Origin of the sequence: Burkholderia sp. BCC0398 (genome assembly GCF_902833245.1) — a bacterium.
Taxonomy (GTDB): Bacteria; Pseudomonadota; Gammaproteobacteria; order Burkholderiales; family Burkholderiaceae; genus Burkholderia; species Burkholderia sola.
On the sequence record NZ_CADFEM010000007.1, the window covers coordinates 11413 to 32782 of the forward strand.

General features: G+C 63.9%; 22 protein-coding genes, 1 tRNA gene and 1 pseudogene. 8 read left to right on the plus strand and 16 right to left on the minus strand.

The window, feature by feature from the left end; genetic code table 11:
* Positions 1-9: 9 nt before the first annotated feature.
* From HWX76_RS16625 to HWX76_RS16640, 4 genes are all read right to left on the minus strand, one after another.
* Positions 10-2796 carry a type VI secretion system Vgr family protein gene (locus HWX76_RS16625; protein ID WP_176016063.1) on the minus strand — a complete coding sequence of 929 codons (2787 nt, stop codon included), beginning with the start codon at positions 2794-2796 and terminating at the stop codon, positions 10-12.
* A 700-nt stretch (positions 2797-3496) separates the two neighbouring features.
* Positions 3497-3793: a 4Fe-4S binding protein gene (locus tag HWX76_RS16630; RefSeq protein ID WP_124631382.1), complete on the minus strand. Its 297-nt coding sequence runs from the start codon at positions 3791-3793 to the stop codon at positions 3497-3499.
* Between the two features lie 2 nt (positions 3794-3795).
* A complete protein-coding gene (locus HWX76_RS16635) occupies positions 3796-4104 on the minus strand; it encodes a hypothetical protein (RefSeq protein ID WP_059576549.1) in 309 nt (102 codons plus the stop codon).
* A gap of 12 nt (positions 4105-4116) precedes the next feature.
* A complete protein-coding gene (locus HWX76_RS16640) occupies positions 4117-4698 on the minus strand; it encodes a sigma-70 family RNA polymerase sigma factor (protein ID WP_124593617.1) in 582 nt (193 codons plus the stop codon).
* Positions 4699-4872: 174 nt separating this feature from the next.
* On the opposite strand from HWX76_RS16640, the gene HWX76_RS16645 reads away from it, so the two are divergent.
* A tRNA-Met gene (locus tag HWX76_RS16645) sits at positions 4873-4949 on the plus strand.
* Positions 4950-5157: 208 nt separating this feature from the next.
* The gene (locus tag HWX76_RS16650; protein WP_050017473.1) at positions 5158-5490 is read left to right on the plus strand and encodes a hypothetical protein; all 333 of its coding nucleotides are present in this window, start codon (positions 5158-5160) and stop codon (positions 5488-5490) included.
* A 60-nt stretch (positions 5491-5550) separates the two neighbouring features.
* On the opposite strand, the gene HWX76_RS16655 is transcribed toward HWX76_RS16650, so the two are convergent.
* Positions 5551-6291: an SDR family NAD(P)-dependent oxidoreductase gene (locus tag HWX76_RS16655; protein WP_176016064.1), complete on the minus strand. Its 741-nt coding sequence runs from the start codon at positions 6289-6291 to the stop codon at positions 5551-5553.
* A gap of 115 nt (positions 6292-6406) precedes the next feature.
* Here HWX76_RS16655 and HWX76_RS16660 point away from each other — a divergent pair, with 115 nt between their 5' ends.
* Complete coding sequence (locus HWX76_RS16660) at positions 6407-7030, plus strand: TetR/AcrR family transcriptional regulator (RefSeq protein WP_050017471.1); 624 nt, start codon at positions 6407-6409, stop codon at positions 7028-7030.
* Positions 7031-7060: 30 nt separating this feature from the next.
* Here HWX76_RS16660 and eco read toward each other — a convergent pair whose 3' ends face one another.
* Positions 7061-7561, minus strand: coding sequence for a serine protease inhibitor ecotin (gene eco, locus HWX76_RS16665; RefSeq protein ID WP_089488719.1), 501 nt, complete (start codon positions 7559-7561; stop codon positions 7061-7063).
* A 143-nt stretch (positions 7562-7704) separates the two neighbouring features.
* Here eco and HWX76_RS16670 point away from each other — a divergent pair, with 143 nt between their 5' ends.
* Entirely contained in the window at positions 7705-8019 is a 315-nt protein-coding gene (locus HWX76_RS16670; protein ID WP_050017469.1) for a hypothetical protein, read from the plus strand.
* A 185-nt stretch (positions 8020-8204) separates the two neighbouring features.
* Here HWX76_RS16670 and HWX76_RS16675 read toward each other — a convergent pair whose 3' ends face one another.
* Positions 8205-8606: a hypothetical protein gene (locus tag HWX76_RS16675; RefSeq protein ID WP_050017468.1), complete on the minus strand. Its 402-nt coding sequence runs from the start codon at positions 8604-8606 to the stop codon at positions 8205-8207.
* A gap of 117 nt (positions 8607-8723) precedes the next feature.
* Between HWX76_RS16675 and HWX76_RS16680 the strand changes: the two genes are divergently transcribed.
* Positions 8724-9104, plus strand: coding sequence for a DUF5594 family protein (locus tag HWX76_RS16680; RefSeq protein WP_050017467.1), 381 nt, complete (start codon positions 8724-8726; stop codon positions 9102-9104).
* 182 nt (positions 9105-9286) lie between these two features.
* A complete protein-coding gene (locus tag HWX76_RS16685) occupies positions 9287-10654 on the plus strand; it encodes an MFS transporter (RefSeq protein WP_176016065.1) in 1368 nt (455 codons plus the stop codon).
* Between the two features lie 30 nt (positions 10655-10684).
* Here HWX76_RS16685 and HWX76_RS16690 read toward each other — a convergent pair whose 3' ends face one another.
* The 3 genes from HWX76_RS16690 to HWX76_RS36690 form a co-directional block, all read right to left on the minus strand.
* Positions 10685-11278 carry an AAA family ATPase gene (locus HWX76_RS16690; RefSeq protein ID WP_089488721.1) on the minus strand — a complete coding sequence of 198 codons (594 nt, stop codon included), beginning with the start codon at positions 11276-11278 and terminating at the stop codon, positions 10685-10687.
* Positions 11271-12692, minus strand: a complete 1422-nt coding sequence (otsA, locus tag HWX76_RS16695; RefSeq protein WP_050017464.1) for an alpha,alpha-trehalose-phosphate synthase (UDP-forming) — start codon at positions 12690-12692, stop codon at positions 11271-11273. Before otsA ends, HWX76_RS16690 begins: the two co-directional genes overlap by 8 nt.
* A 138-nt stretch (positions 12693-12830) precedes the next feature.
* Entirely contained in the window at positions 12831-13040 is a 210-nt protein-coding gene (locus HWX76_RS36690; protein WP_080334377.1) for a hypothetical protein, read from the minus strand.
* A gap of 288 nt (positions 13041-13328) precedes the next feature.
* Here HWX76_RS36690 and HWX76_RS16700 point away from each other — a divergent pair, with 288 nt between their 5' ends.
* Both HWX76_RS16700 and HWX76_RS16705 read left to right on the plus strand, forming a co-directional pair.
* Positions 13329-13880 (plus strand): hypothetical protein, encoded by a 552-nt coding sequence (locus HWX76_RS16700; protein WP_176016066.1) that lies wholly within the window; start codon positions 13329-13331, stop codon positions 13878-13880.
* Positions 13877-14371, plus strand: coding sequence for a hypothetical protein (locus tag HWX76_RS16705; protein WP_050017462.1), 495 nt, complete (start codon positions 13877-13879; stop codon positions 14369-14371). Before HWX76_RS16700 ends, HWX76_RS16705 begins: the two co-directional genes overlap by 4 nt.
* Before the next feature lie 69 nt (positions 14372-14440).
* On the opposite strand, the gene HWX76_RS16710 is transcribed toward HWX76_RS16705, so the two are convergent.
* From HWX76_RS16710 to HWX76_RS16735, 6 genes and pseudogenes are all read right to left on the minus strand, one after another.
* Complete coding sequence (locus tag HWX76_RS16710; RefSeq protein ID WP_050017461.1) at positions 14441-14923, minus strand: tetratricopeptide repeat protein; 483 nt, start codon at positions 14921-14923, stop codon at positions 14441-14443.
* A 72-nt stretch (positions 14924-14995) separates the two neighbouring features.
* Complete coding sequence (locus tag HWX76_RS16715) at positions 14996-15682, minus strand: hypothetical protein (RefSeq protein ID WP_050017460.1); 687 nt, start codon at positions 15680-15682, stop codon at positions 14996-14998.
* The gene (locus HWX76_RS16720) at positions 15682-16212 is read right to left on the minus strand and encodes a hypothetical protein (protein ID WP_176016067.1); all 531 of its coding nucleotides are present in this window, start codon (positions 16210-16212) and stop codon (positions 15682-15684) included. The genes HWX76_RS16715 and HWX76_RS16720 overlap by 1 nt, the downstream gene beginning before the upstream one ends.
* Before the next feature lie 16 nt (positions 16213-16228).
* Positions 16229-17523, minus strand: a pseudogene (locus HWX76_RS16725) (type VI secretion system Vgr family protein); the annotation flags it as partial.
* A gap of 518 nt (positions 17524-18041) precedes the next feature.
* Positions 18042-19379, minus strand: a complete 1338-nt coding sequence (locus HWX76_RS16730; RefSeq protein WP_006755837.1) for a nitrate/sulfonate/bicarbonate ABC transporter ATP-binding protein — start codon at positions 19377-19379, stop codon at positions 18042-18044.
* Positions 19380-19401: 22 nt separating this feature from the next.
* Complete coding sequence (locus tag HWX76_RS16735; RefSeq protein ID WP_050012012.1) at positions 19402-21159, minus strand: ABC transporter permease subunit; 1758 nt, start codon at positions 21157-21159, stop codon at positions 19402-19404.
* Positions 21160-21370: the final 211 nt, after the last annotated feature.

The following is a 21370-nucleotide window of genomic DNA, read 5'->3' on the forward strand; positions in this document are numbered from 1 at the left end:
GTAGCTAGCTCAAGCGAGCGGATTTTTCAGGATATCGATCTTGACGATCCGCATCGCATCGTCCGATACGAGATCTGTCAATCCGTCGGGGCCACTCTTGCCTTCGACGACGCGCCCATCATCGAGCGTCATTCGATATGCGCGGTTCGCGGCAACCGGCGTGTCGCCGTCCTGTCCCGGAAAATGCAAACGGAAACGCTGATCGGTTGGTTGGTTTGCGAAGGAAGTCTTCGAAGTTTGTTGCGTCGATGGTCCACCCCATTGATGCGAAGCTGATAGCAGCTTGATATCGCCGTTCGTGCCGAGCGTCACACCATCGCCGATCTTGATATAGCTGCCATCCTCAGCGACTAGCCGAATCGTTGGTGCGGTCACCAACACCTCGTTTTCGTTGGTCGCGATCTTAACCCCCTTCTGCGCGTTCGCCGTTAGCGAATCAGCCTGAGCCTGCAGCAACATCGGACCTTCGCCTGCGACGGCTTGCACACCCGTGCCACGCGCAAACAACTGCATGCCCTGGCCCGCAGTTGCGTTAAAACGCTGGCCGCTCATCAGTTGGAGATGCTGCTGCGCGACCTGATCGATATTCTCCCCCGCGTAGGTAACATGCGTCTTTGGAGTGACATTGACCGACCCAGCCTGCGCGCCTAACGCCATCAAGGCCTGCGAAGTTGCTGCGGCCCCAGATCCGGCTTCCGACGTACCGCTGCTTGGTGCCCAGCTCTTGAAAGCTTGCGAAACAGCGGCCTGACCTGCCGTATCAGCCGCTTGGCCGCCGTGCTGCCCGGCGTAATCACCGAGCGACTTAAATAGCTCAGTACATTCACCGAGTAGTTGAAGTAATTCGTCGCGGTCGAGTTGCCCGCCGCTCGCCTGCGACCGCGCATAGGTCGTTAGCAGAATGCCTTGCGCCGCCCGTAAGGCGGCCGCTGCATCGGTGCGCAGTTCCGCGCCTTCGCCACGATCCTGCCCCACACCATTGTCACGTGGTTGGGTCAGGTAGCCAAGGTTCAACTGGGTATGCGCATGCTCACTCGCCAACTGGCTGGAAATTTGCCCCGGTGTATCGTCCAGCCTGAGCTGGTTATACCGCTTGCCCTTAATCTCCTTTGTCTTGATCCCGGACACATAACGGTTTCCCGGCAATGAGCCGGTATGGGTAAATGTAGTCGGCCGATTCACGCCGTTCCCCAGCACCGAAATGATCACCAACCGGTCGGGATCGCCTCCGATGCTGCCCAGCAAAACCTCCATTCCGGCACGAGGCAGGAACGAAGCCCCGAACTGTGTTCCCGCTAGGCTCGATGCGACGCGTATCGGAGCACTATCACCAACATTGTCGTTAGTGCCAGCGCCTTGCGCGTGGGTGTGATCCGCCGGATCGAGCCCTTGGATCCGCACGTAAACTCGGCCGAGTTCGTCGCAGACGACTTCCTCTCCATTACGCGTCACGATCACACCAGTCAACAGGTGCACCGGCGGTAAATCGATTTTCGGATCGTAGGCCGGTGTGAGCGGCACACCACGGCGCACGCAGGTGAATGTATTTTCGTAACGCGTGTCCGCCTCTTCCGCCGACGCAGACGGCCGCGGTCGTGATTGGAACGCAAGATTGTGGCTTGCAGCGAACAGTGCCTGCACGCGTCCGGTCAATCCCTTCGGAAGATTGTTCCAGACCTCGTGATCGATCGATGTAAGGACGAACTGTCTCTTGTCGATCGGCTGCATATCCAAGTCTGGATCGCCGGCCAGGGTGATCCATGTGCCAACGGCAAGATCGCGTACGCCGCTTGCTCCATCGTACTGCTCAGCCTCGAATTGATGCGCCAGCATCCGCGCGCGCGTGAGCCGTTCATGATCGTCCCACGAGTCACCCGCATGCGGGACGTCGATCGCCACGTCGGTCAAGAGCTTCGCAAGATCATTGCCGGCCTCGCCCTGATCAACGCTGCCCGCCACAGTCGATTCGTCGATTCGAGCCTTCTTGTAGTCCCACGATGGGCGGCTGATCATGCCCGGCACCAGCCGCGCATGCAGCGCAAACAACGTGACCGTATCGCGCTCCTCCGTGCCGGCATCACGAGGGTGCAGGCGCACCGTACCGGCTGGCGCTTGAGGTAGCGACCCGGGATCATCGCAACACACCAGTGTATGAGTCGGTGTGTCGTCATGGGTAGTGCGCTCGCTCTGAGCCGTCCCGGCTTTGGCGAAAACCGTGATCCCTTCACGACGCAACAGGCGACGTACGAATTTCGCATCTGATTCGTTTACCTGTCGAGTTAATTCGCGAGCCGGATAGCGATCCCGGCTCAGACCGGACAGGTCGAACTCAAACGCACGAGCAAGAGCAGGACTGCGCTGCCGCCATTCGTTGAACAGCGTACCCAGGATGTCAACAACACTCAGCTTGCGAAACACTCGAGAATTGGTGCGCTTGTCCATCAGGGATAGAGCGTCGCAGACTGTGAGCTGGTACACACAGAGTTCGCCGTCGCTCTGGCCAATCTGTACGTCCTGGACAATCGCGTTGATCAAATGAAGCTGACCACGGTCAGTGACAAGCCGCACCGAGACAGGCACGCCAATGAACAGCTTCGGTGAAAGATCATGGCGAGCTGATACGCAGGTGAGGTATCCGTGGATGCCGGCCATTAACCCCTCGCGAACGTTTGCGTGCTGAAGCGCAAGCAAATGCCCTAAGGTACTTTGCAACCGACCAAAGTTCAGCGCTACAGGACGCCTATTCCAGTCAACCGCCCCCGCGGCAAAGCTACTTATGGTTTCGGATAGTGACACAGCCGCCCTCTCGATTTTTTTTCGATTTCGTATTGATTTAGGCGATCAACCCACATACCGGGACGAGCGAATCACCATTTCGTACATTACAGGATACCAAATCTACAGACGAGAGCAGGAGATTGGCGCAGCACCTGCATGTACATAGGCCTCATTTAACCAAAATTGACAGGCTGGCACGCAAATGTACCGAACCTTTCATGGCAGAAAGATTGTCAATTGCTTCGCTAATCGTGCCAATTGAAAGCTATGCGAAGAAGAGCACCCAAAGCGCGTCCCTTCCATAGACATAGCTTCTTGCAAGCCGCTGTCCGTCTCTCGAAGGGTCACGTCGCTCAAAGAAGCAATGCGTATCCAACTGGTGGTTGCTGCCCGTCACATCCAACCGTCCGCATCCGATCTAGATCGATGCTCGGCCCCATCCGTCATCAACATCATCCCCAGGCTGCAGGCTGGCACGGCAACCCAGCAAGTACGAAAACACCGCCCGGCGGTCCCAAATCGTTGCAGCGATGGTCAGCTCTTCGCCTGCCATGTCGCGCCTCTACAAGTTTTCGCTATCCGGGCTGATCGGGAATCCGAGGAAGCCCTGAACCCCTTCCCTGATGAGGTTGATCACTGGGACGGCGTATCCAGCGATCGCCAATCCGCCGCCAGGCTCCCCGAGCCGCCGTTCCACCATCGGCGCGAACGGACGACGCTATGCCCTTCGAGCAAGCGTGATTGCGCGCTCAGGACACGCCGTCACGCAACGCCCGCAGGACCGGCACGCGTCCGCATTCGGCGTATACGCGACTTTCATCCCATGCACGCGCAGCTTCAACCGATGCATCAAACCAAGATCGAGATAATCGGCCTGATCGATGCGATGGATCTCGAACACGTCTTCAGGGCAAACGGTCACGCAATCCCCCTTCCCTTCGCAACGTTTCAGATTGACGACCGGCGCAATCACGCCCGCCTTCTGCTTGCAGTCGACTGTTGATTTCTCGCGCATGTTCACTCCTCGGTAGGCCGCTTGCCGCGCGATCGCCATGCGGCCCGGAATTGCTCGCGTTCTTCGGGCGTCATGGCTTCCCACTTCCGCCAGTGACGCCGGCCGTGCCAGCCGCGGTGTCCGCGGAATCCGCCGAACAGGATGCGGCTCAATACAAGTAGCCCCAGCGCATGGGCGAAATCAATCGTCCGGGCACCGACGAATAACCCCGGCATCACCCAGTTCCACAGCATCATGACGACCCACCCGAGCACGCCGATGGCGACCACCACGAGCAGCGCCTTGCCCGCACATCTGATTCGAAAATTCATCCGTCGACTCCTCTAGATATCCAGTTCGTCATAAATCGGTTGCAGTCGCGCACGCAGATGCAGAACCGCATATCGTTTGCGCGCAAGCAGCGTATTGAGCGTGACGCCGCTTTCCGCGGCCATCTCCTTGAAGGACCGCCCTTCCAGTTCGTGCGCGATAAAAACCTCGCGTTGATTCGCCGGCAATTCGTCGAGAGCATCCTGCAACGCCTTGAGCAACAGCGTGCGAGCGTAGAGCGCTTCAGGGCCGGCATCGTGCGACGGTAGCGCGAGATCCAGGCGATACTCGCTGTCCGCGTCATCATCGGCATCGAGCAGATCGGCCAGCGGCTGCTCCTTCTTCTTGCGAAAGCCATCGATGATGCGATTACGCGCGGTACGGAACAGCCACGCGCTCGCCTGTTCGATTGGCGCCGGAAGCCGATAAGCCTGTACGAATTCGTGAAGCACATCCTGCAGAACGTCCTCGGCATCGTCCGGGTCGCGGATCCGGCGCCGAATGAAATTCCCTAGCCTCGTTCGTTCACGCATCACTGTCGCAGTGATGTCGCGGTCTGGGTCGGTCATCGTTTGCGAAGTGGGTGGCGGTTCCATGCGTCTGAAGACGTTTCAGGCGCGCGAATATTGTGGCGAGTATGAAAAATTTGCGGCTTTACGCATCGGCTTCACTGCGCCGCAGTCGTTTCAAGGAACGGGCCCGATATGGCATCGACCCGTCGTCGCAGGAATCGATTGACTCCCCGTATCAACCCGAAGTACACTTCGCGCCGCGGGGTGGAGCAGTCTGGCAGCTCGTCGGGCTCATAACCCGAAGGTCGTAGGTTCAAATCCTACCCCCGCAACCAAATGCCGAAGCCCGCTTTGCGAAAGCAAGCGGGCTTTTTGCTGTCTGGGGGATATTGCCGCGCATGCGGCGCCGCACACGAAGATGGGTAGTCGACCGTTCACCGCGACGTGCGACACGCGATCGCATCTCGTCCATTCTCCGAGGACATGCAGCGAACATTGCGTAGAATTCCGAACCTTCTTCGGTTCAGCACACGGACTTCTCGAATGATTCGAACGATCGCGGCGCTCGCCGCGCTTTCAGCGATAACCGCCACGGCCAACGCCGCCGACACCGGCACGGCGCCTGCCAAGCAACGCTACGTCAGCCCGGGCATCGCCAACGTCACTGCCTCGGCAGCCCCTCGCCCGGAAAGCACCTCTCCCGACGCGCGGTGCCGGGAACTGGCCGCCGGCATCGATGCGCTCACGCACTCGCCCGACCGCGGCCACCGAGTCGTGCGCGGCATGGGCCCGGACGGCAAGCCGCGCAACGAACTGCACGCGTACGACAAACGGGCCGACCTGGAAGCCGAGCACGTGCGCCTCGGCTGCCAATAACGAACCACGACGAACAACGAGCGCGCCGTTACCCGGCCTACTCACGCCGGGCATCGGTCTTTACGCGTTCGCGCCGCCGTCGATCGTCAACCCGGTCCCATTGATCGACCGCCCTTCCGGCCCGACGACAAACGCCACGAGCGCAGCCACGTCGTCGGCCTTGCCGTACTGCTGAATCGCCATCCGCGAACGTTGCGCATCGGCATGCTCGCCATCGGCGGGGTTCATATCGGTATCGGTGGAACCCGGATGCACGATGTTGACCGTGATGCCGCGCGAGCCGAGATCGCGCGCGAGCCCCTGCGTCCAGCCGATCAGTGCGGCCTTGCTCGCCGCATAGAGGCTCATCCCCGCATCGGGCACGCGTGTCGCGAGGCAACTGCCGGTCGACACGATGCGCCCGCCTTCCGCGAGATGCCGCGCCGCCGCCTGCGACGCGACGATCACCGCGCGCACGTTCACGTTCAGCGTCGCGTCGATATCGTCGAGCGTGAGGTCGTCCAGCGCGCCGGCCCGGAAAATCCCCGCGTTGTTGACGAGAATGTCCAGGCCGCCGAACGCTTCCGCGGCACGATCGACCGCGTTGCGCACGGCCACCGGATCCGCGCTGTCGGCCTGGATCGCGATGGCGCGACGGCCCAACGCCTCGATGCCGGCGACGACGGCCTGCGCCCGCTCGGCCGATTTTTCATACGTGATCGCCACGTCCGCGCCGTCAGCCGCCAGCCGTTTCGCGATCGCCGCGCCGATGCCGCGGCTGCCGCCCGTGATGAGTGCACGCTTGCCCTGGAGTCGATTCATGTCGGTTCCTTTCCTCATTTATGTAACAACCGACACAGAATGTGGGAAGTTGCGCCGCACAGTCAATTGATTTATTTTATCGATCGATACAGATATCGACGAAGGAATGGACGCAATGGCTGAACGAGGCCGACCGAGAAGCTTCGACAAGGAAGCGGCGCTGGATCGCGCGATGGAGGTGTTCTGGCGTCTCGGCTACGAAGGCGCGTCGATGACGGACCTGACGGCCGCGATGGGCATCGCGTCGCCGAGCCTGTATGCGGCCTTCGGCAGCAAGGAAGCGTTGTTCCGGCAAGCGCTCGAGCATTACCGCGCAACCGAGGGGCGAGAAATCTGGGGCGGTGTCGAACGGGCGGCCAGCGCGCGCGACGCCGTGCAGAGTTACCTGATGGATACCGCACGCGTGTTCACGCGGCGCTCGAAGCCGGCCGGCTGCCTGATCGTGCTGTCGGCGCTGCATCCGGCCGAACGTTCCGATATGGTCCGGCAAACGTTGATCGCGATGCGCGAGGGCACGGTCGACGCGCTGCGGGAACGCCTCGTGCAAGGCGTCGCGGCAGGCGAAATATCAACGCACGCGAACCTCGACGCGATCGCGCGCTACTACGTGACGGTTCAGCAGGGCATGTCGATCCAGGCGCGCGACGGCGCGAGCCGCCGCGATCTGGAGGCCGTCGCACAGGCCGCGCTGGCCGCATGGCCGGCGCTCGTCGGCACGAGCAGCGCGGCCGGTGTATAGGTAGCGGCAGGACACCGCCGAAAGGAAAGATTACTGCTTCGCCGCTTGCTGCACGTCTTTCGACGCATGCCACACGCGATAGCGCACGTCGAAACCGTCCGGTACATACACGACGAGCGGCAGACGGCTGTTGTAGCGCAGCAGTTGACCGTCACTGCGCACCTGCACGAACCGTTGCTGCGGCGCCTGGCCCGGGCACGCCATCAGTGTCGACGCCGGCCCCTTCACGTCGGTGAGCCGGTAGTACGTATAGCCCCAGCCCTTCACGTCCTCGGCAGTCAGCTCGCCGCCGAACCACTGCTGGTTGCAGTCGGTCTGCAGCGTCTTGCCGATCATCAGCTCGACGCGCGCGTCGCCCTCGTTCTCGAGCGCGGGCAGCGCGATCACGACGCGCTGCTGGCCGGTCGCCGCCTGCGGAAACATCTTGATCGACTCGGCCGACACGGCGGGCGCGGAAGCCGGCGCGGCCGCGCATGCGGCGGCGGTTGTCACGCAGAAGGCGGCCAGCGCGGCCCGGATCGCGAATTTCATTGATGTGCTCCTGAAAAACAAATGAGCCCCCGATGCTAACACTTTCGTCACACGACCTTACGAGGCTGTAATTTGGCGACACAATTGCAAACAGCCGGCAATCCCCGGGCGCGGTACTTATAGCGGAACCAACGGAGAACATCATGCTGAAGCTCATTGCTGCCGCCGGCGTCGCCACCCTGCTGGCCGGCTGCGTCGTCGCCCCGGACGCCGGATACGGCTACGGGCAGCCTTACTATTCCGATCCCGGCTATGCGTACGCGCCGTCCCCCGTGTACGGCACGGTCAATATCTGGGGCGGTGGCGGCGGACGCGACTGGGATCGCGGCCGCCGCGACTACCATCGCTGGGACGGCGATCGCGGCGATCGCGGCAACCGCGGCAACGGCTGGGGCCGCGGCGGCGGACACCGCGGCGACTGGAACGAAGGCGGCGGTGGCGGCGGTCATCGCCACTGACGCGCAATTGCAACCGTTTGTATCCGCGCACGGCGCGCCGAAGGCCGGCGGCGCATCGCTCCGGCCAACGAACCGGCCGCACAAAAAGACAAAGGCCCTCGCATCGAGCGAGGGCCTTTCGTCGTCCGGCCCGGCGAAGCGAGCATCGACGGGTAACGGCCAACCGGCCCGAAACCCGCGCGCGCTCACCAGCCGGCAGGCCGCGCGTAGCCGCCCTGCACCGGCGCCCCGCACACGTACGCGCGCTGGTAACGGTCGTAGCAATAGTTCGGGCCGTCGTCCTGGTACTGCGCCTGCTGATACGTCGGGTAGGCAGGCTGCTGGTACGCGGGCGCCTGGTAGTACGTCGGCGGCTGATAGGCCGGCGCCTGGTACGCGGGCGCCTGATACGCGACGGGCGGATTCATCGCGGACGTCACGATCGCGCCGAGCACCGCGCCGCCGATCAATGCGCCGATGACGGCGCCGCCATCGCGGCCGTGCGCGGACGCCGGGCCCGCGACCGCGAGCGAACCGGCAAGGACACACACTGCGGCAATCTTTTTCATGATGGACTCCCACGCGAAGTGGTACTGGATGCGATGCATTGTGGCGGGACGCGGCCGTAATAGATGCAGCAAGTGGTAACGCGCGATTACCGGTATCGCTCGCGCCGAAACGCGTCGTCGCCGTGCTACGATTTTCGGCAGACAGGAGACGCCTTCATGCAGCCCGAAACCGCCCGCCGTTTCGATACCGAATTCGCACCGCGCATCGCGCAGGCGATCGCCGCATTCTTCGCCGATCACGTTCAGACCGACGTCGTCCCCTATGGCGGGCACGGGCACCCGACGCGCGTGCAGATCCGCAGCGCGCCGCACGAGCACGTGAGCGGCTTCGTGTATCCGCTGAACCTGGAACTGACCTGGGACACCGACGAAATCGAGCGGCTGATGGAGCCGGACGGCCCGCAGCGCTTCGAGCACTATCTCGCCGCGTTGCCGAAAAAGCTGAGCGCATGGCAAAGCGCACGCGACATCGATCTCGCGTCGCGCACGCAGGCCGACCCGCTCGTGCGGCTCGGCGGCCTCGACTTCGAAGGCTGAATGCGCGCGCCAGCAGGCCCCCGCGCGACCTGGCGTCGCGCGATGCGGCCCGGTGATACACTCGACCGGCCCCGTTCCGGCGCAGCCGCGCCGGCCGGGCCGTTCATCGCCGCCGCCCCTGCACATGGTTGCGCACGCAACCGGCCCGCGGGCGCGCGGACAACCACGCTCTCGCTCCCGTCATGAACGCCGATACCGGCCTGCCGCTTCCGCAACGCTACTGGGCGATCGTCTGCGTCGCCCTGGGCATCACGCTCGCCGTGCTCGACGGCGCCATCGCGAACGTCGCATTGCCGACTATCGCGCGCGACCTGCACGCGTCCGACGCCGCGTCGATCTGGATCGTCAACGCGTACCAGCTCGCGGTCACGATCACGCTGCTGCCGCTCGCGTCGCTCGGCGAACGCATCGGCTATCGCCGCGTCTACATCGCCGGCCTCGCGTTGTTCACCGCGGCATCGCTGGGCTGCGCGCTCGCCGGCTCGCTGCCGATGCTGGCGGTGATGCGCGTGATCCAGGGGTTCGGCGCGGCCGGCATCATGAGCGTCAACGCGGCGCTCGTGCGAATGATCTACCCGTCGTCGATGCTGGGGCGCGGGCTGTCGCTCAACGCGATGGTGGTCGCGCTGTCGTCGGCGATCGGGCCGACGGTCGCGTCCGCGATCCTGTCGTTCGCGTCGTGGCCGTGGCTGTTCGCGGTCAACGTGCCGATCGGCATCGCGGCCGTGCTCGGCAGCGTGCGCGCGCTGCCGGCCAACCCGCTGCACGACGCGCCGTACGACTTCGCGAGCGCGCTGATGAACGCCTGCGTGTTCGGCCTCTTGATCACGGCCGTCGACGGGCTCGGTCACGGCGAAAGTCATGCGTACGTCGCGGCCGAACTGGCCGTCGCATTCGTGGTCGGCTACTTCTTCGTGAAGCGCCAGTTGTCGCAGCTGGCGCCGCTGCTGCCGGTCGACCTGATGCGCATCCCGATGTTCGCGCTGTCGGTCTACACGTCGACGGCGTCGTTCACGTCGCAGATGCTCGCGTTCGTCGCGCTGCCGTTCTGGCTGCAGAATTCACTCGGTTTCTCACAGGTCGAGACGGGCCTCTACATGACGCCGTGGCCGCTCGTGATCGTGTTCGCCGCGCCGCTCGCGGGCGTGCTGTCGGACCGCTATTCGGCCGGCATCCTCGGCGGGATCGGGCTGGCGCTGTTCGCCGCCGGCTTGCTGTCGCTCGCGACGATCGGCGCGCACCCGGGCACGGTCGACATCGTGTGGCGGATGGCGCTGTGCGGCGCGGGCTTCGGGCTGTTCCAGTCGCCGAACAACCGCGCGATGCTGTCGTCGGCGCCGCGCGAGCGCAGCGGCGGCGCCGGCGGCATGCTGAGCACCGCGCGCCTGACCGGTCAGACGCTCGGCGCCGCGCTGGTCGCGCTGATTTTCGGGCTCGCGCCCGACCGCGGACCGACGATCGCACTCTATGTCGCCACGGTGTTCGCGGCGGTGGCCGCGGTCGTCAGCCTGCTGCGCATCGCGTCGCCGCGGCCGGACACGGCGGCCTGACACCGTCGTGCGCCGCACCCGCGTCGGGCGTCATGCGGCGTCGAGCGCGTCCATCACGAAGCGCACGCGCGCCTTCACGCTCACGCGCGGCAACTCGATCAACCGATAGCCGTACGACGTATAGCACTCGACCATCGCGTCATGGGTGCGCACCGCTTCCGCGAAATCCTGCCGACGCTCGGCGTCCTGCGCATAGATGTCGGGCCAAGGCGGCGCGATGAACACGCGCCGGTGATAGCGGAAACGCCGCGCCGCGGCTTCCGCGTGCGCGGGTACCGCCAATCCGGTCAGCTTCAGATAGCCGATCACGTCCGGCACGCCGCGGTCGAAGAACACCGGCCCGCGCGCCTGCCGCGCGAGATGGTAGGACCGCATCTCCCAGCCCAGCATCAACTCGGCGAACGCTGCCGGGTCGCGCCACGGCAGTGCTGGACCGTCGACGGCCATCTGGTCGCGGATCACGCCGCGTCCGGCTTCCTGCGAGCGTGCGAACCCGGCGCGCTCGAGCGCATCGAGCAACGTGCTCTTGCCCGAACCGGGGCCGCCCGTCACGACGAAGAAACGGCCGGCCGTATCGCCTGCCGTTTCTTCGTCGCTGCCGGCGCCCGGCGCGCACTCACGCATGCGCGACCCGCCGGCCCGCGCGCTGCGTGACCGACGCCGCCGCGGCGACACTGCGCAAGTCGGCGACGAACGTGTCGCGCCACACCGACAGGTCGTTCTCGCGCAACCGCGCGAGATTCTCCTCATGACGCGCCTGCCGCTCCGCGAGCGGCATCGATAGCGCACGTTCGAGCGCCTCGGCCATCTGCGACAGGTCGTACGGATTGACGAGCAGCGCGCCGGTCAGCTCGGCTGCCGCGCCCGCGAACTCCGACAGCACGAGCACGCCCGGATCGGCCGGATCCTGCGACGCGACGTATTCCTTCGCGACGAGATTCATCCCGTCGCGCAACGGCGTCACGTAGCCGACCTGCGACATCCGGAAGAACGCCATCAGCAGGTTGCGCTCGTACTTCCGGTTCAGGTACTGGATCGGCGTCCAGTCGAGTTGCGAGAAGCGGCCGTTGATGCGGCCGGCCTCGCCTTCGAGCGTTTCGCGGATGTGCTGGTAGGTCTGCACGTCGGAACGCGTCGGCGGCGCGATCTGCAGCAGCGACACGCGCCCCTGCCAGCCCGGCGCATTCGCGAGCATCCGTTCGAACGACTGGAAGCGCTCGACGAGCCCCTTCGAGTAATCGAGGCGGTCGACGCTCATCACCAGCTTGCGGTCGCCGAGCGCCTCGCGCAGCATCTTCACCGGCTTGCGCGTGCCGTACTGGACGGCCGCCTGCGCGATCGCGTCGGGATGCACGCCGATCGGATAGGCCGCGACCTTCACGACGCGGCCATGCGCGTGCAGCATCCCGTCCTCGCTCGCCGCGCCGATGCCGCGCCGCTCGATGTAGTCGGTGAACGCCTGTTTGTCGGCGTCGGTCTGGAAGCCCGCGACGTCGTACGCGCACATGAACTTCACGAGTTCCTCGTGCGGCGGCACGAGGCGCAGCATGTCGGGCGACGGAAACGGGATGTGCAGGAAGAAGCCGATCGGGTTCTTCACGCCGAGCTCGCGCAGGCAGTGCGCGAACGGCAGCAGGTGGTAGTCGTGCACCCAGATCAAGTCGTCCGGACGCAGCAGCGCGGCGAGCTGCTTCGCGAGCATCGCGTTCACGCGCAGATAACCGGCGTACTCCTGCCGATCGAAGCGCGCGAGATCGCCGCGGTAATGGAACACCGGCCACAGCGTCGCGTTCGAGAAGCCGCGGTAGTACTGGTCGTAGTCGCGCCGGGTCAGCCCGACCGTCGCATACGTCACGTTGCCGTCCCGCTGGATCGCGGGCTCGGCATCCGGCGCCCCGACGATCTCGCCGTTCCAGCCGAACCAGACGCCGCCCGTTTCCTTCAGCGCGTCCATCACGCCGACGGCCAGGCCGCCCGCGCTTGGGCGCGTGTCCTCGCCGGCGGCGACACGATTCGATACCACGATCAATCTGCTCATGCGACTTCCCCTCCTCGATTCGATTGGCTGGCGCGCGACGCACGCCAAAGCAGGCGCGGCGGCCCGAAGGCGGCCGCGCGGCGACTCAGTTCCGAGAATTGCAATGAAATACGGCGATGGAATGCGGCGACGACCGTATCAAGCGTCCTGCTCCTGACCGAGGTCGCGTTGATAGTCGAGCCCTTCCGGGCGAGCACCGCCCTGGTTGTGATCGCCGTCCGACGGTGTCTCGTCCGGCGCGCCCGCAGGCGGTGCCGAAGGCGCGTCGGTCCGCGGACGCGGCGGCACTTCCGGATGGTCGGCCGCCGCGACGGGGGGCCGGGGTGACAACCGTTTCGAACGGCGCATGGTTGGGTGTCTCATATGCGGCGCGGCTCGAGGCCGTCGTAGAAACATTCCATAGCAAAACAGTCTAGGTCGCTTGATCGCATCCGAAGGTAACAATTACCTTCAATTTGTAACGTTTCGACCCCTCGCCGATCATCTATCCGACAATAACGCCGCCCGCGCGCACGCGGCGCGCCGCACGGCGATTTGTCAAAGCTTTGCAGTTTTCCTATGACAATTGCGAAACAATGACGCGGCATCAGGGCGTGCACGCGCCGCCGCTCACCCAGACAGGACTTGCACTCAGGGATGAACATTCGTTTCGAATCGCCGCGCCGGGCCACGCCGGCGCGCGTCGTGCTGGCCGTGATCGCCACGGCCGCACTGCTGTCCGGCTGCAATTCGCTGTACAGCGAAGGCGCGACGGCCGGCGCCGGTATCGCGGGCGCCGCGATCGCCTCCAAGGTCACCAACAATGCCGCCGTCGCGACGGGCATCGGCCTCGGCGCTGTCGCCGGCGCGCGCGCCGGCGTCCAGTACTCGCAACGCGTCGCGCACCGCTACACGCAGGAGCAGATCGCGAAGGCGGCCGGGCCGCTCGACGTCGGCGGTGTCGCGCCGTGGTCGACGCACCATTCGTTCCCGATCGAGGACGACGAGCAGGGCCGCGTGACGGTCAGCCGGTTGATCAGCGTCGGTCCGCTCGACTGCAAGGAAATCGTGTTCGCGGTCGATACGCCGGCGAAGGCCGACAAGGCCGCGCAATCGGCGTTCTACGTCGCCACGATCTGCCGCGACGGGCCCGTGTGGAAATGGGCATCGGCGGAACCGGCGACCGAACGCTGGGGCGCGCTGCAATGAGCGTCGCGATCCGTATCGCGGCGATCGGCGCGCTGTGCGCGGCGACGGTCGCGCTGTCGGGCTGCGGGTCGGTCGGCGCCGCCAGCGGCGCGCTGGCCGGCGCGGCGACCGGCCTCGTCACCGCGAACCCGGCGGTCGGCGTCGGCGTCGGCATTGCCGTGCAGGCCGCGACCGACGAAGCCGTCAACCGCACGATGAAGCAGCTCCATCAGAACCAGCAGGACGCGATCGCAAAGACGGCCGGCAGTCTCGCCGTCGGCGAAGTGAAGCCGTGGAAGGTGAAGAACACGCTGCCGCTCGAAAACGGCGAAGGCGAAGTGCGCGTCACGCGCGCGTACTCGTCGGCGCTCGCGCTGTGCAAGGAATTCGCGTTCTCGGTGAAGGACGGCGACAAGGCCGACTGGTATTTCGCGAATGCGTGCCAGCAAGGCACGCACTGGAAATGGGCGTCGGCGGAGCCGGCCGTTGATCGGTGGGGGAATTTGCAGTAATCGCGCGATGCGCCGCGCGTCATCGTGCGCGGCGCCCGTGGCGCTCTGCGTGCTCGCGACCTGCCGTGGTTACAGACGCGCGCGAAGCTGCGCCACCCTTTCCTTGATCTTCGCGGACAGCGCATCGTCCGGGTTGTAAGTCAGGCATCGCTCGAGATCGGCGATCGACGCATTGATATCGCCCAGCGTCTCGTATGCCCTGGCGCGATTGAAATAGACGAAAGGCTGGTCGGGATTGAGCTTCAGCGCCTTGTCGAAGTAATCGAGCGACTTCTGGTAGGCGCCGCCTTCGAGGTAAATCGTCGCGAGCGTGCAATACGCCGATGGGTCCGTGTACCCCAGCTCGATGGCCCGGTTCAGATCGTTCAGCGCGAGATCCGTCTTCTTGATCATCGCGAAGGTCGTGCCGCGATCGGCATACGTCGCCGCGTCTTCCGGGGCCACTTTCAGGATGTCGCCGTACAGTCCAAGCGCATCCTCGATGCGCCCCTGCGACACGAATCCGCGTGCCCGCATGCGCATCGGTGAAAAATCGGGATTCTTATCGGTCATTCAACTTAACCATAGAAAATTTCGTGCGAACCTGGGTATACCGACCATCCAACATGCTTATCCGCCGGGCGATCAAATCGATGCGCCCGTACGTTGATTAAACGCGGCCCGCATGACGTCTGGGCTGATCATCTCCATGCGGCTCAACTCGGCAAGGACCGCCGCGAGAATGGCATCGACCCCAGGATCCACAGCTCTCATCTGCTTCAACAAAGAAGGCTGGAAGGCCTCATCCTCATTAATGCCCGACTCCCCGGTCTGGCGCCGCGCACGATACAGCACGCCGACCCAATAGCGAATGCGCTCGAGTGGACTCCACCCAGCATAAGTACTTGGAAACTTCGCTTTTTCGATTGCTTGCCGAACGACGGTCTCGACTTCAGCAAGAAACCGCATGAAGAACATCTGCTCCCCAACTGCAAGCTTCGACGACGTAATTGGATCGTATGCCGTATACGTCTCATAGCGAACGTCGGTATGGACCCCAAGTCTATTGCCTACTTTGACTCGGATCCCGTCCCGCAGAACAATCTCCCGCTCCGCAGGAAATCGCGCTTCACGCTCGCTGCGTGACAGAAAACGCCCCAATTTTGACGAATATTCGACCTCATGCTGACTGCCGATTTTCGAGTCGGAATACCAAACGACGATCGTTTGAGACTCTGCATTCTCGAACGCCTTCAAAAAAATTGCCTCGGGAATCAACACTCTCAATGCTGAAGGTAGCGAGGAGTAAGGTAGTCTGTCCCGCTTCAACATCACAATTTCTCCAAAATAACTCGTCCGAATTCATCCACCCCTACCACCTCAAACTTCACACCTGGAGGTATCACCGTTTCTGATGAATAAACCGGCTTCCCGATCAGACCGTGGTAATGTACTCCGAACGCAAGATCCGAAATATCTTTCGCCTTATCTGTATAAATAACAACATTCCGGTCGCCAACATAAGCGTCACCTTCGGATGGTGCAGTCGACCAGAAATTTGACTCAACCGTTTTCCCCTCAGCAAACCTTGCATCGAATTCCGCCACCGCATCAGTATCTCCCAGACGCCATCCTCGATATTGCGTCGGAGACGAATTTGGCATCTTGTCGAGACCCGACTGAATGATAGAACTCAATCCCTCTGCTTCCGGGCTACCACCCGCCAACAGTGTCTCATTCAGGTCCCGATAGAATAGATTCGTCGTGTAACCAAATATCCCGTGCGCTTCGTCTGGCGTCAGACCATGCTTATCGACTGCCTTGCCGATAAGATCCTGATACGTTGCACCTTGATCGTTCATTTGCTTGTAGAACCCTTCGATTTCCGTCGGCGACTTCCCGGTAAATTTCGATACCGCGCTGATTCGGCCCGACCACGATCGCCGACTGCGTACCCTGCATGTGCGGCTTGGGCGTACGCCGCTCGGGCCTGAACGGAATGTCGATCGGCAGGCACGTAAACGTGTTGTGGTACGGCAGTTTCGACGTCTGCTGGGTATAGTCGTTCGCCACCTGGTGACGCACGCGAAGGATCACGAAATCCTTGTTGTTGTAGGCGGACGTGCCGTGATTGACCAGCGTGAAGCGCCCGCTCGTCGTCATCCCGTGCGCATGACCGGCGCCGTTGAAACGATGCGCGAGCGCTTCTTCCGCTTCCATCGCGTAGCACGCGTACCGCTGCCCGTCGTCGCCGTGGTCATACAGCGAATGGAACTGGTAACGCTCGGTCGTCTGGATGTTCGGGTGCTTCAGATTGACGGTCGGCACCTCGACATGCATCAGTTGCGAAGACGGCTGGTTGTAGTTGAAGTCCCGGTACGTGATCTTGCCGACGCGGAAACTGAACGCCTCGTCCCATCGATCGATGCCGTTCTGCTCGCTGGCGGCGCTGCTGGCTTCGTACGGAACGGTCTTCAGGTTCGGAATCGGCTGGAACACCGCGTTGGTGTCGCCGATCATGAGGATGTGCTTGTCCTGTTCGTAGCGGATCGTCCAGATCAGCCCTTCCTGCTCCATCAGGCGCGAGCAGAAACTGTAGTACGACTCATCGTACATGACGATGTATTCGAGTTTCGGACGTTCGCCCTGCATCGTGAACTCGAAATCCGAAAAACCCATCTCGCGGAAAATGTCGCTCAGGATGTCCTGCGGCGTCTGGTTCTGGAAAATCCGGCAATCGGTCGAGCGCGTGAGAAACCAGAACCACGGAACGACCGACATTTCATAGCGGGTCACCGAACCCGATTTTCCGACGCGACCGAACGACGCAACGTAACCGTCGAAATATCGTTTCGTCTCGGTATCCGCCGCCGACGTCACGACGCGCGTCAGACTGAAATTGCGGCTCTGCGGCTCGAGCGTGATCTTGACTCGCTGCCCGACGATTTCCTGCGGTTCGATGTTGTTGCGATGGGAAAGCAGGTCGAGATGGGTTTCAGTCAGCTGACCACCGCGCTCGCGGCACCGCCCAGCAGCCCCGCGCCCGGCATACCGGTCAGCGCGCCCAGTTGGCCCGCCATGCCGGCAAGCGAACCCAGGTTGCTCAAACCGCCGGCCAAGGCCGCACCGCCCCCTCCCATTCCGTCAGGGTTTCCGTTTGCTGCGAAACTCATCATTAACCTCGTTCTTTTTTTGTCGGGCGGACCCGTCGCGATCTGGACGCTATCGCACCACCAAGGCGCTCTCAGCCGCCTTGGTGGCGCCAAATATATCAAACCGTAGGGAAATTCATAAGCGCTTCTCGGCATTTAGTAGTCGGCGCCGAAAAACGGCCGCTGTCGATCGATTGAGCGATCCCCGATATCAGTTGCTGACGGGCGGGCGCGCTCGCGCGCCGATTGAAGCACACCGCACCGATCCGGCATTAAACGCGCGTTGAAGGGGGAGGACGGCGGCGAAAGTGAACGAAGCGTGAGCGCCGAAGCGTGAAACCGGGCGCGACATCCTCGGCGAACGCCATCCGCGGCGCTTCCGGCAGGAGCACGATCCGCCAGGCGGGTGTCCATGGGGACCGGCGCCCATTGCGAACGCCAGGGCGGGCCACGGGCCCTTGGCCCGCAGCGGCCGAATCAACCCGCTTGGGGGCATCCGGGCGACTCCAGCGGGACGTGCAGGAATCGCCCTGTCAACATCAGGACTCGACGTCCTCGAGGCTGAAGATCTCGGTCTGGTCGTTGTACGAGAAGATCTCGCCGTAACGGCCCCAGTCGATCACCGCGTCGAGCGTTTCCTCGGCCGCGCCGTCCGACAGGAAATCCTCGAGCTCCTGCTCGAAGCGCACGCGCGGCGCGCGATGGCCCGGGCGCTCGTTCAGCACCTTCTTGATCCGCGCGGCGAGCGGCACGTGCTTCAGCAGGTGATCCGCGAACATCAGCTTGCGCTCCTGCGTGCCGAATTCCGCGAACACGCGCCCCGGCGGCGTCAGGAACACGTCGCCTTCGCGCACGTCCGCGAAGCCGAGGTACTGCAGCACTTCCGCGATCGGGAACAGGTCGTCGACTTCCAGATGCAGCGTGCGTGCGATTTCCGGCATGTCCGCGCGGCCGTGGTACGGCGCCATCGCGAGCGTCTCGATCAGGCCGGCCATCAGGTTGGTCGACACCTGCGGCAGCCAGCTGCCGAGCTCGAGCCCCTTCTTCGTCGCCTCGCCGGTCTGCCGCGCGGTCATCTTCGCGTAGATGTCGTCGACGAGCTTGCGGAACGCCGGGTCCAGACGATTGCGCGGGTGCTTGAACGGCACCTTGATCTCGGCGATCACGCGGCCGGGGTTCGACGACAGCACGAGGATCCGGTCGCACATGAACACCGCTTCCTCGATGTTGTGCGTGACGATCAGCACCGACTTGATCGGCATGCGGCCCTGCGTCCACAGGTCCAGCAAATCGGTACGCAGCGTCTCGGCCGTCAGCACGTCGAGCGCGGAGAACGGCTCGTCCATCAGCAGAATGGTCGGATCGACGACGAGCGCGCGCGCGAAACCGACGCGCTGGCGCATCCCGCCCGACAGCTCGCGCGGATACGCGTTCTCGAAGCCGTCGAGACCGATCAGGTCGATCGCGGCGAGCGCACGCTCGCGCCGCTCGCGCGCGCCGACGCCGAGCGCTTCCAGCCCGGCCTCCACGTTCTGCAGCACGGTGAGCCACGGGAACAGCGCGAAGGTCTGGAACACCATCGCGACGCCTTCGGCCGGGCCGCGCAGCGGCTTGCCGAGATAGGTCACTTCGCCGCCGGTCGGCTCGATCAGCCCGGCGATGATCCGCAGCAGCGTCGACTTGCCCGAGCCCGAGCGGCCGAGCAGGCCGACAATCTCGCCTTCGCGCAGCGACAGGTTCGCGTCGTCGAGCACGAGCAGCTCGCCCTGCGTCTTGTTGAAGCCGCGGCAGACATGATCGACGCGCAGGATTTCTTCACCGAGGCGCGGCGGCTGGGACGTCTGGACGGGGGCGTTTACAGCATTCGGATTGTGCATCGCGTTTCGCTCTCAATCGGTCTCAGTCGAGCCGCAGCTTCGCTTCGGCGAAGGCATACAGCGGGCGCCACAGCAGGCGGTTGAACAGGGTGACGAACAGGGACATCACGGCGATGCCCAGGATGATCTTCGGGAAATCGCCGGCGGCGGTGGTCCGCGCGATGTAGGCGCCGAGGCCATGCGCCTCGATCCGGGTGCTGCCCCACTGTACGGCTTCCGACACGATGCTCGCGTTCCACGCGCCGCCCGAGGCGGTGATCGCGCCGGTCACGTAGTACGGGAAGATGCCGGGCAGGATCGCCTGACGCCACCACTGCCAGCCGCGGATGCGGAAGTTGGTCGCCGCTTCGCGATAGTCGTTCGGGTAGGACGTCGCGCCGGCGATCACGTTGAACAGGATATACCACTGCGTACCGAGCACGATCAGCGGCGACAGCCAGATGTCCGCATTCAGGTGGAAACGCGCGATCACGATCACGAACACCGGGAACAGCAGGTTCGCGGGGAACGCGGCGAGGAACTGCGCGAGCGGCTGCAGCTTCTCGGCCAGCTTCGGACGCAGCCCGACCCACACGCCGATCGGCACCCAGATCAGCGACGCGATCGAGATCAGCACGACCACGCGCAGCAGCGTGATGAGCCCGAGCACGAGCACGTGGCCGACTTCGGCCATCGTCACGCCGGTCGCGACGAAGCTGACGACGCGCCACACGATATAGGCCGTGCCGAGCAGCACGAGCCCCGCCCACGCGATGTCGACCGTGCGCGACGCCTTCTTCTCGACGCGCGGCAGCGTAAAGCGCATCGCGCCCGACAGCGGCAGGCGCAGCGGGATCCGCGCGGCCTTCGCGAAGAACCAGCCGGCCGGCACGAGCAGCTGATGGATCAGCCGCGTGCGGCGCACGAGGTCGAGCAGCCACGATTGCGGCGCATCGCCCGACGCGGTGTTTTCCATCCGGAACTTGTCGGCCCACGCGATGAGCGGGCGGAACAGGAACTGGTCATACGCGAGGATCACGACCGTCATCGTCAGGATCACCCAGCCGATCGCGCCGAAATTCTTGTCCGCGATCGCCTGCGCGAGATACGCGCCGATGCCCGGCAGCGTGATCGTCTGGTTGCCGACGGTGATCGCCTCCGACGCGACGACGAAGAACCAGCCGCCCGACATCGACATCATCATGTTCCAGATCAGGCCCGGCATCGAGAACGGCACCTCGAGCTTCCAGAAGCGCTGCCAGGACGTCAGGTGGAAGCCGCGCGACACCTCGTCCAGGTCGCGCGGCACCGTGCGCAGCGACTGGTAGAAGCTGAACGTCATGTTCCACGCCTGGCTCGTGAAGATCGCGAAGATCGCGGCCAGCTCGGCGCCGAGCACGCGGCTCGGGAACAGCGCGAGGAAGAACGTGACCGTAAACGAGATGAAGCCGAGCACCGGCACCGACTGCAGGATGTCGAGGATCGGGATCAGCACCATGCCCGCGCGGCGGCTCTTGGCCGCGAGCGTGCCGTAGACGAGCGTAAACGCCAGCGACGCGACCATCGCGGCGAGCATCCGCAGCGTGGTGCGCAGTGCATATTCGGGCAGGTTCGACGGATCGAGCGAGATCTTCTGCGTCTGCAGCACGCCGATCGGCGCCAGCGTTTCGTGAAAGCCGACCACCGCCATCGCGATCAGGCAGATGATCAGCGGAAAGGCGATGAAGTCCCACCGGTTCGGCAACACGCGCCACGCGGATGCGTTGGCGGTCCGGTTCGGATTGAAGAATCCGACGTTCATCAGGCGCCCTCCCCGGTAAGGCCGATCGAAGCCGGCAGTCGATGTTGATTCATGGCAAAGCGCACGGGCGCGGTAATTCGATTGACTGGCGATCTCGCGCACGCGGCGCGCCGTGCGTGCATGCGCTGCCGCGGCCGGTCGAGCCGGGCCGCGACGGCACGACACTACACCAACCTGTATTTCAGGTACAACCGTCCGGGGACGGCGCAGG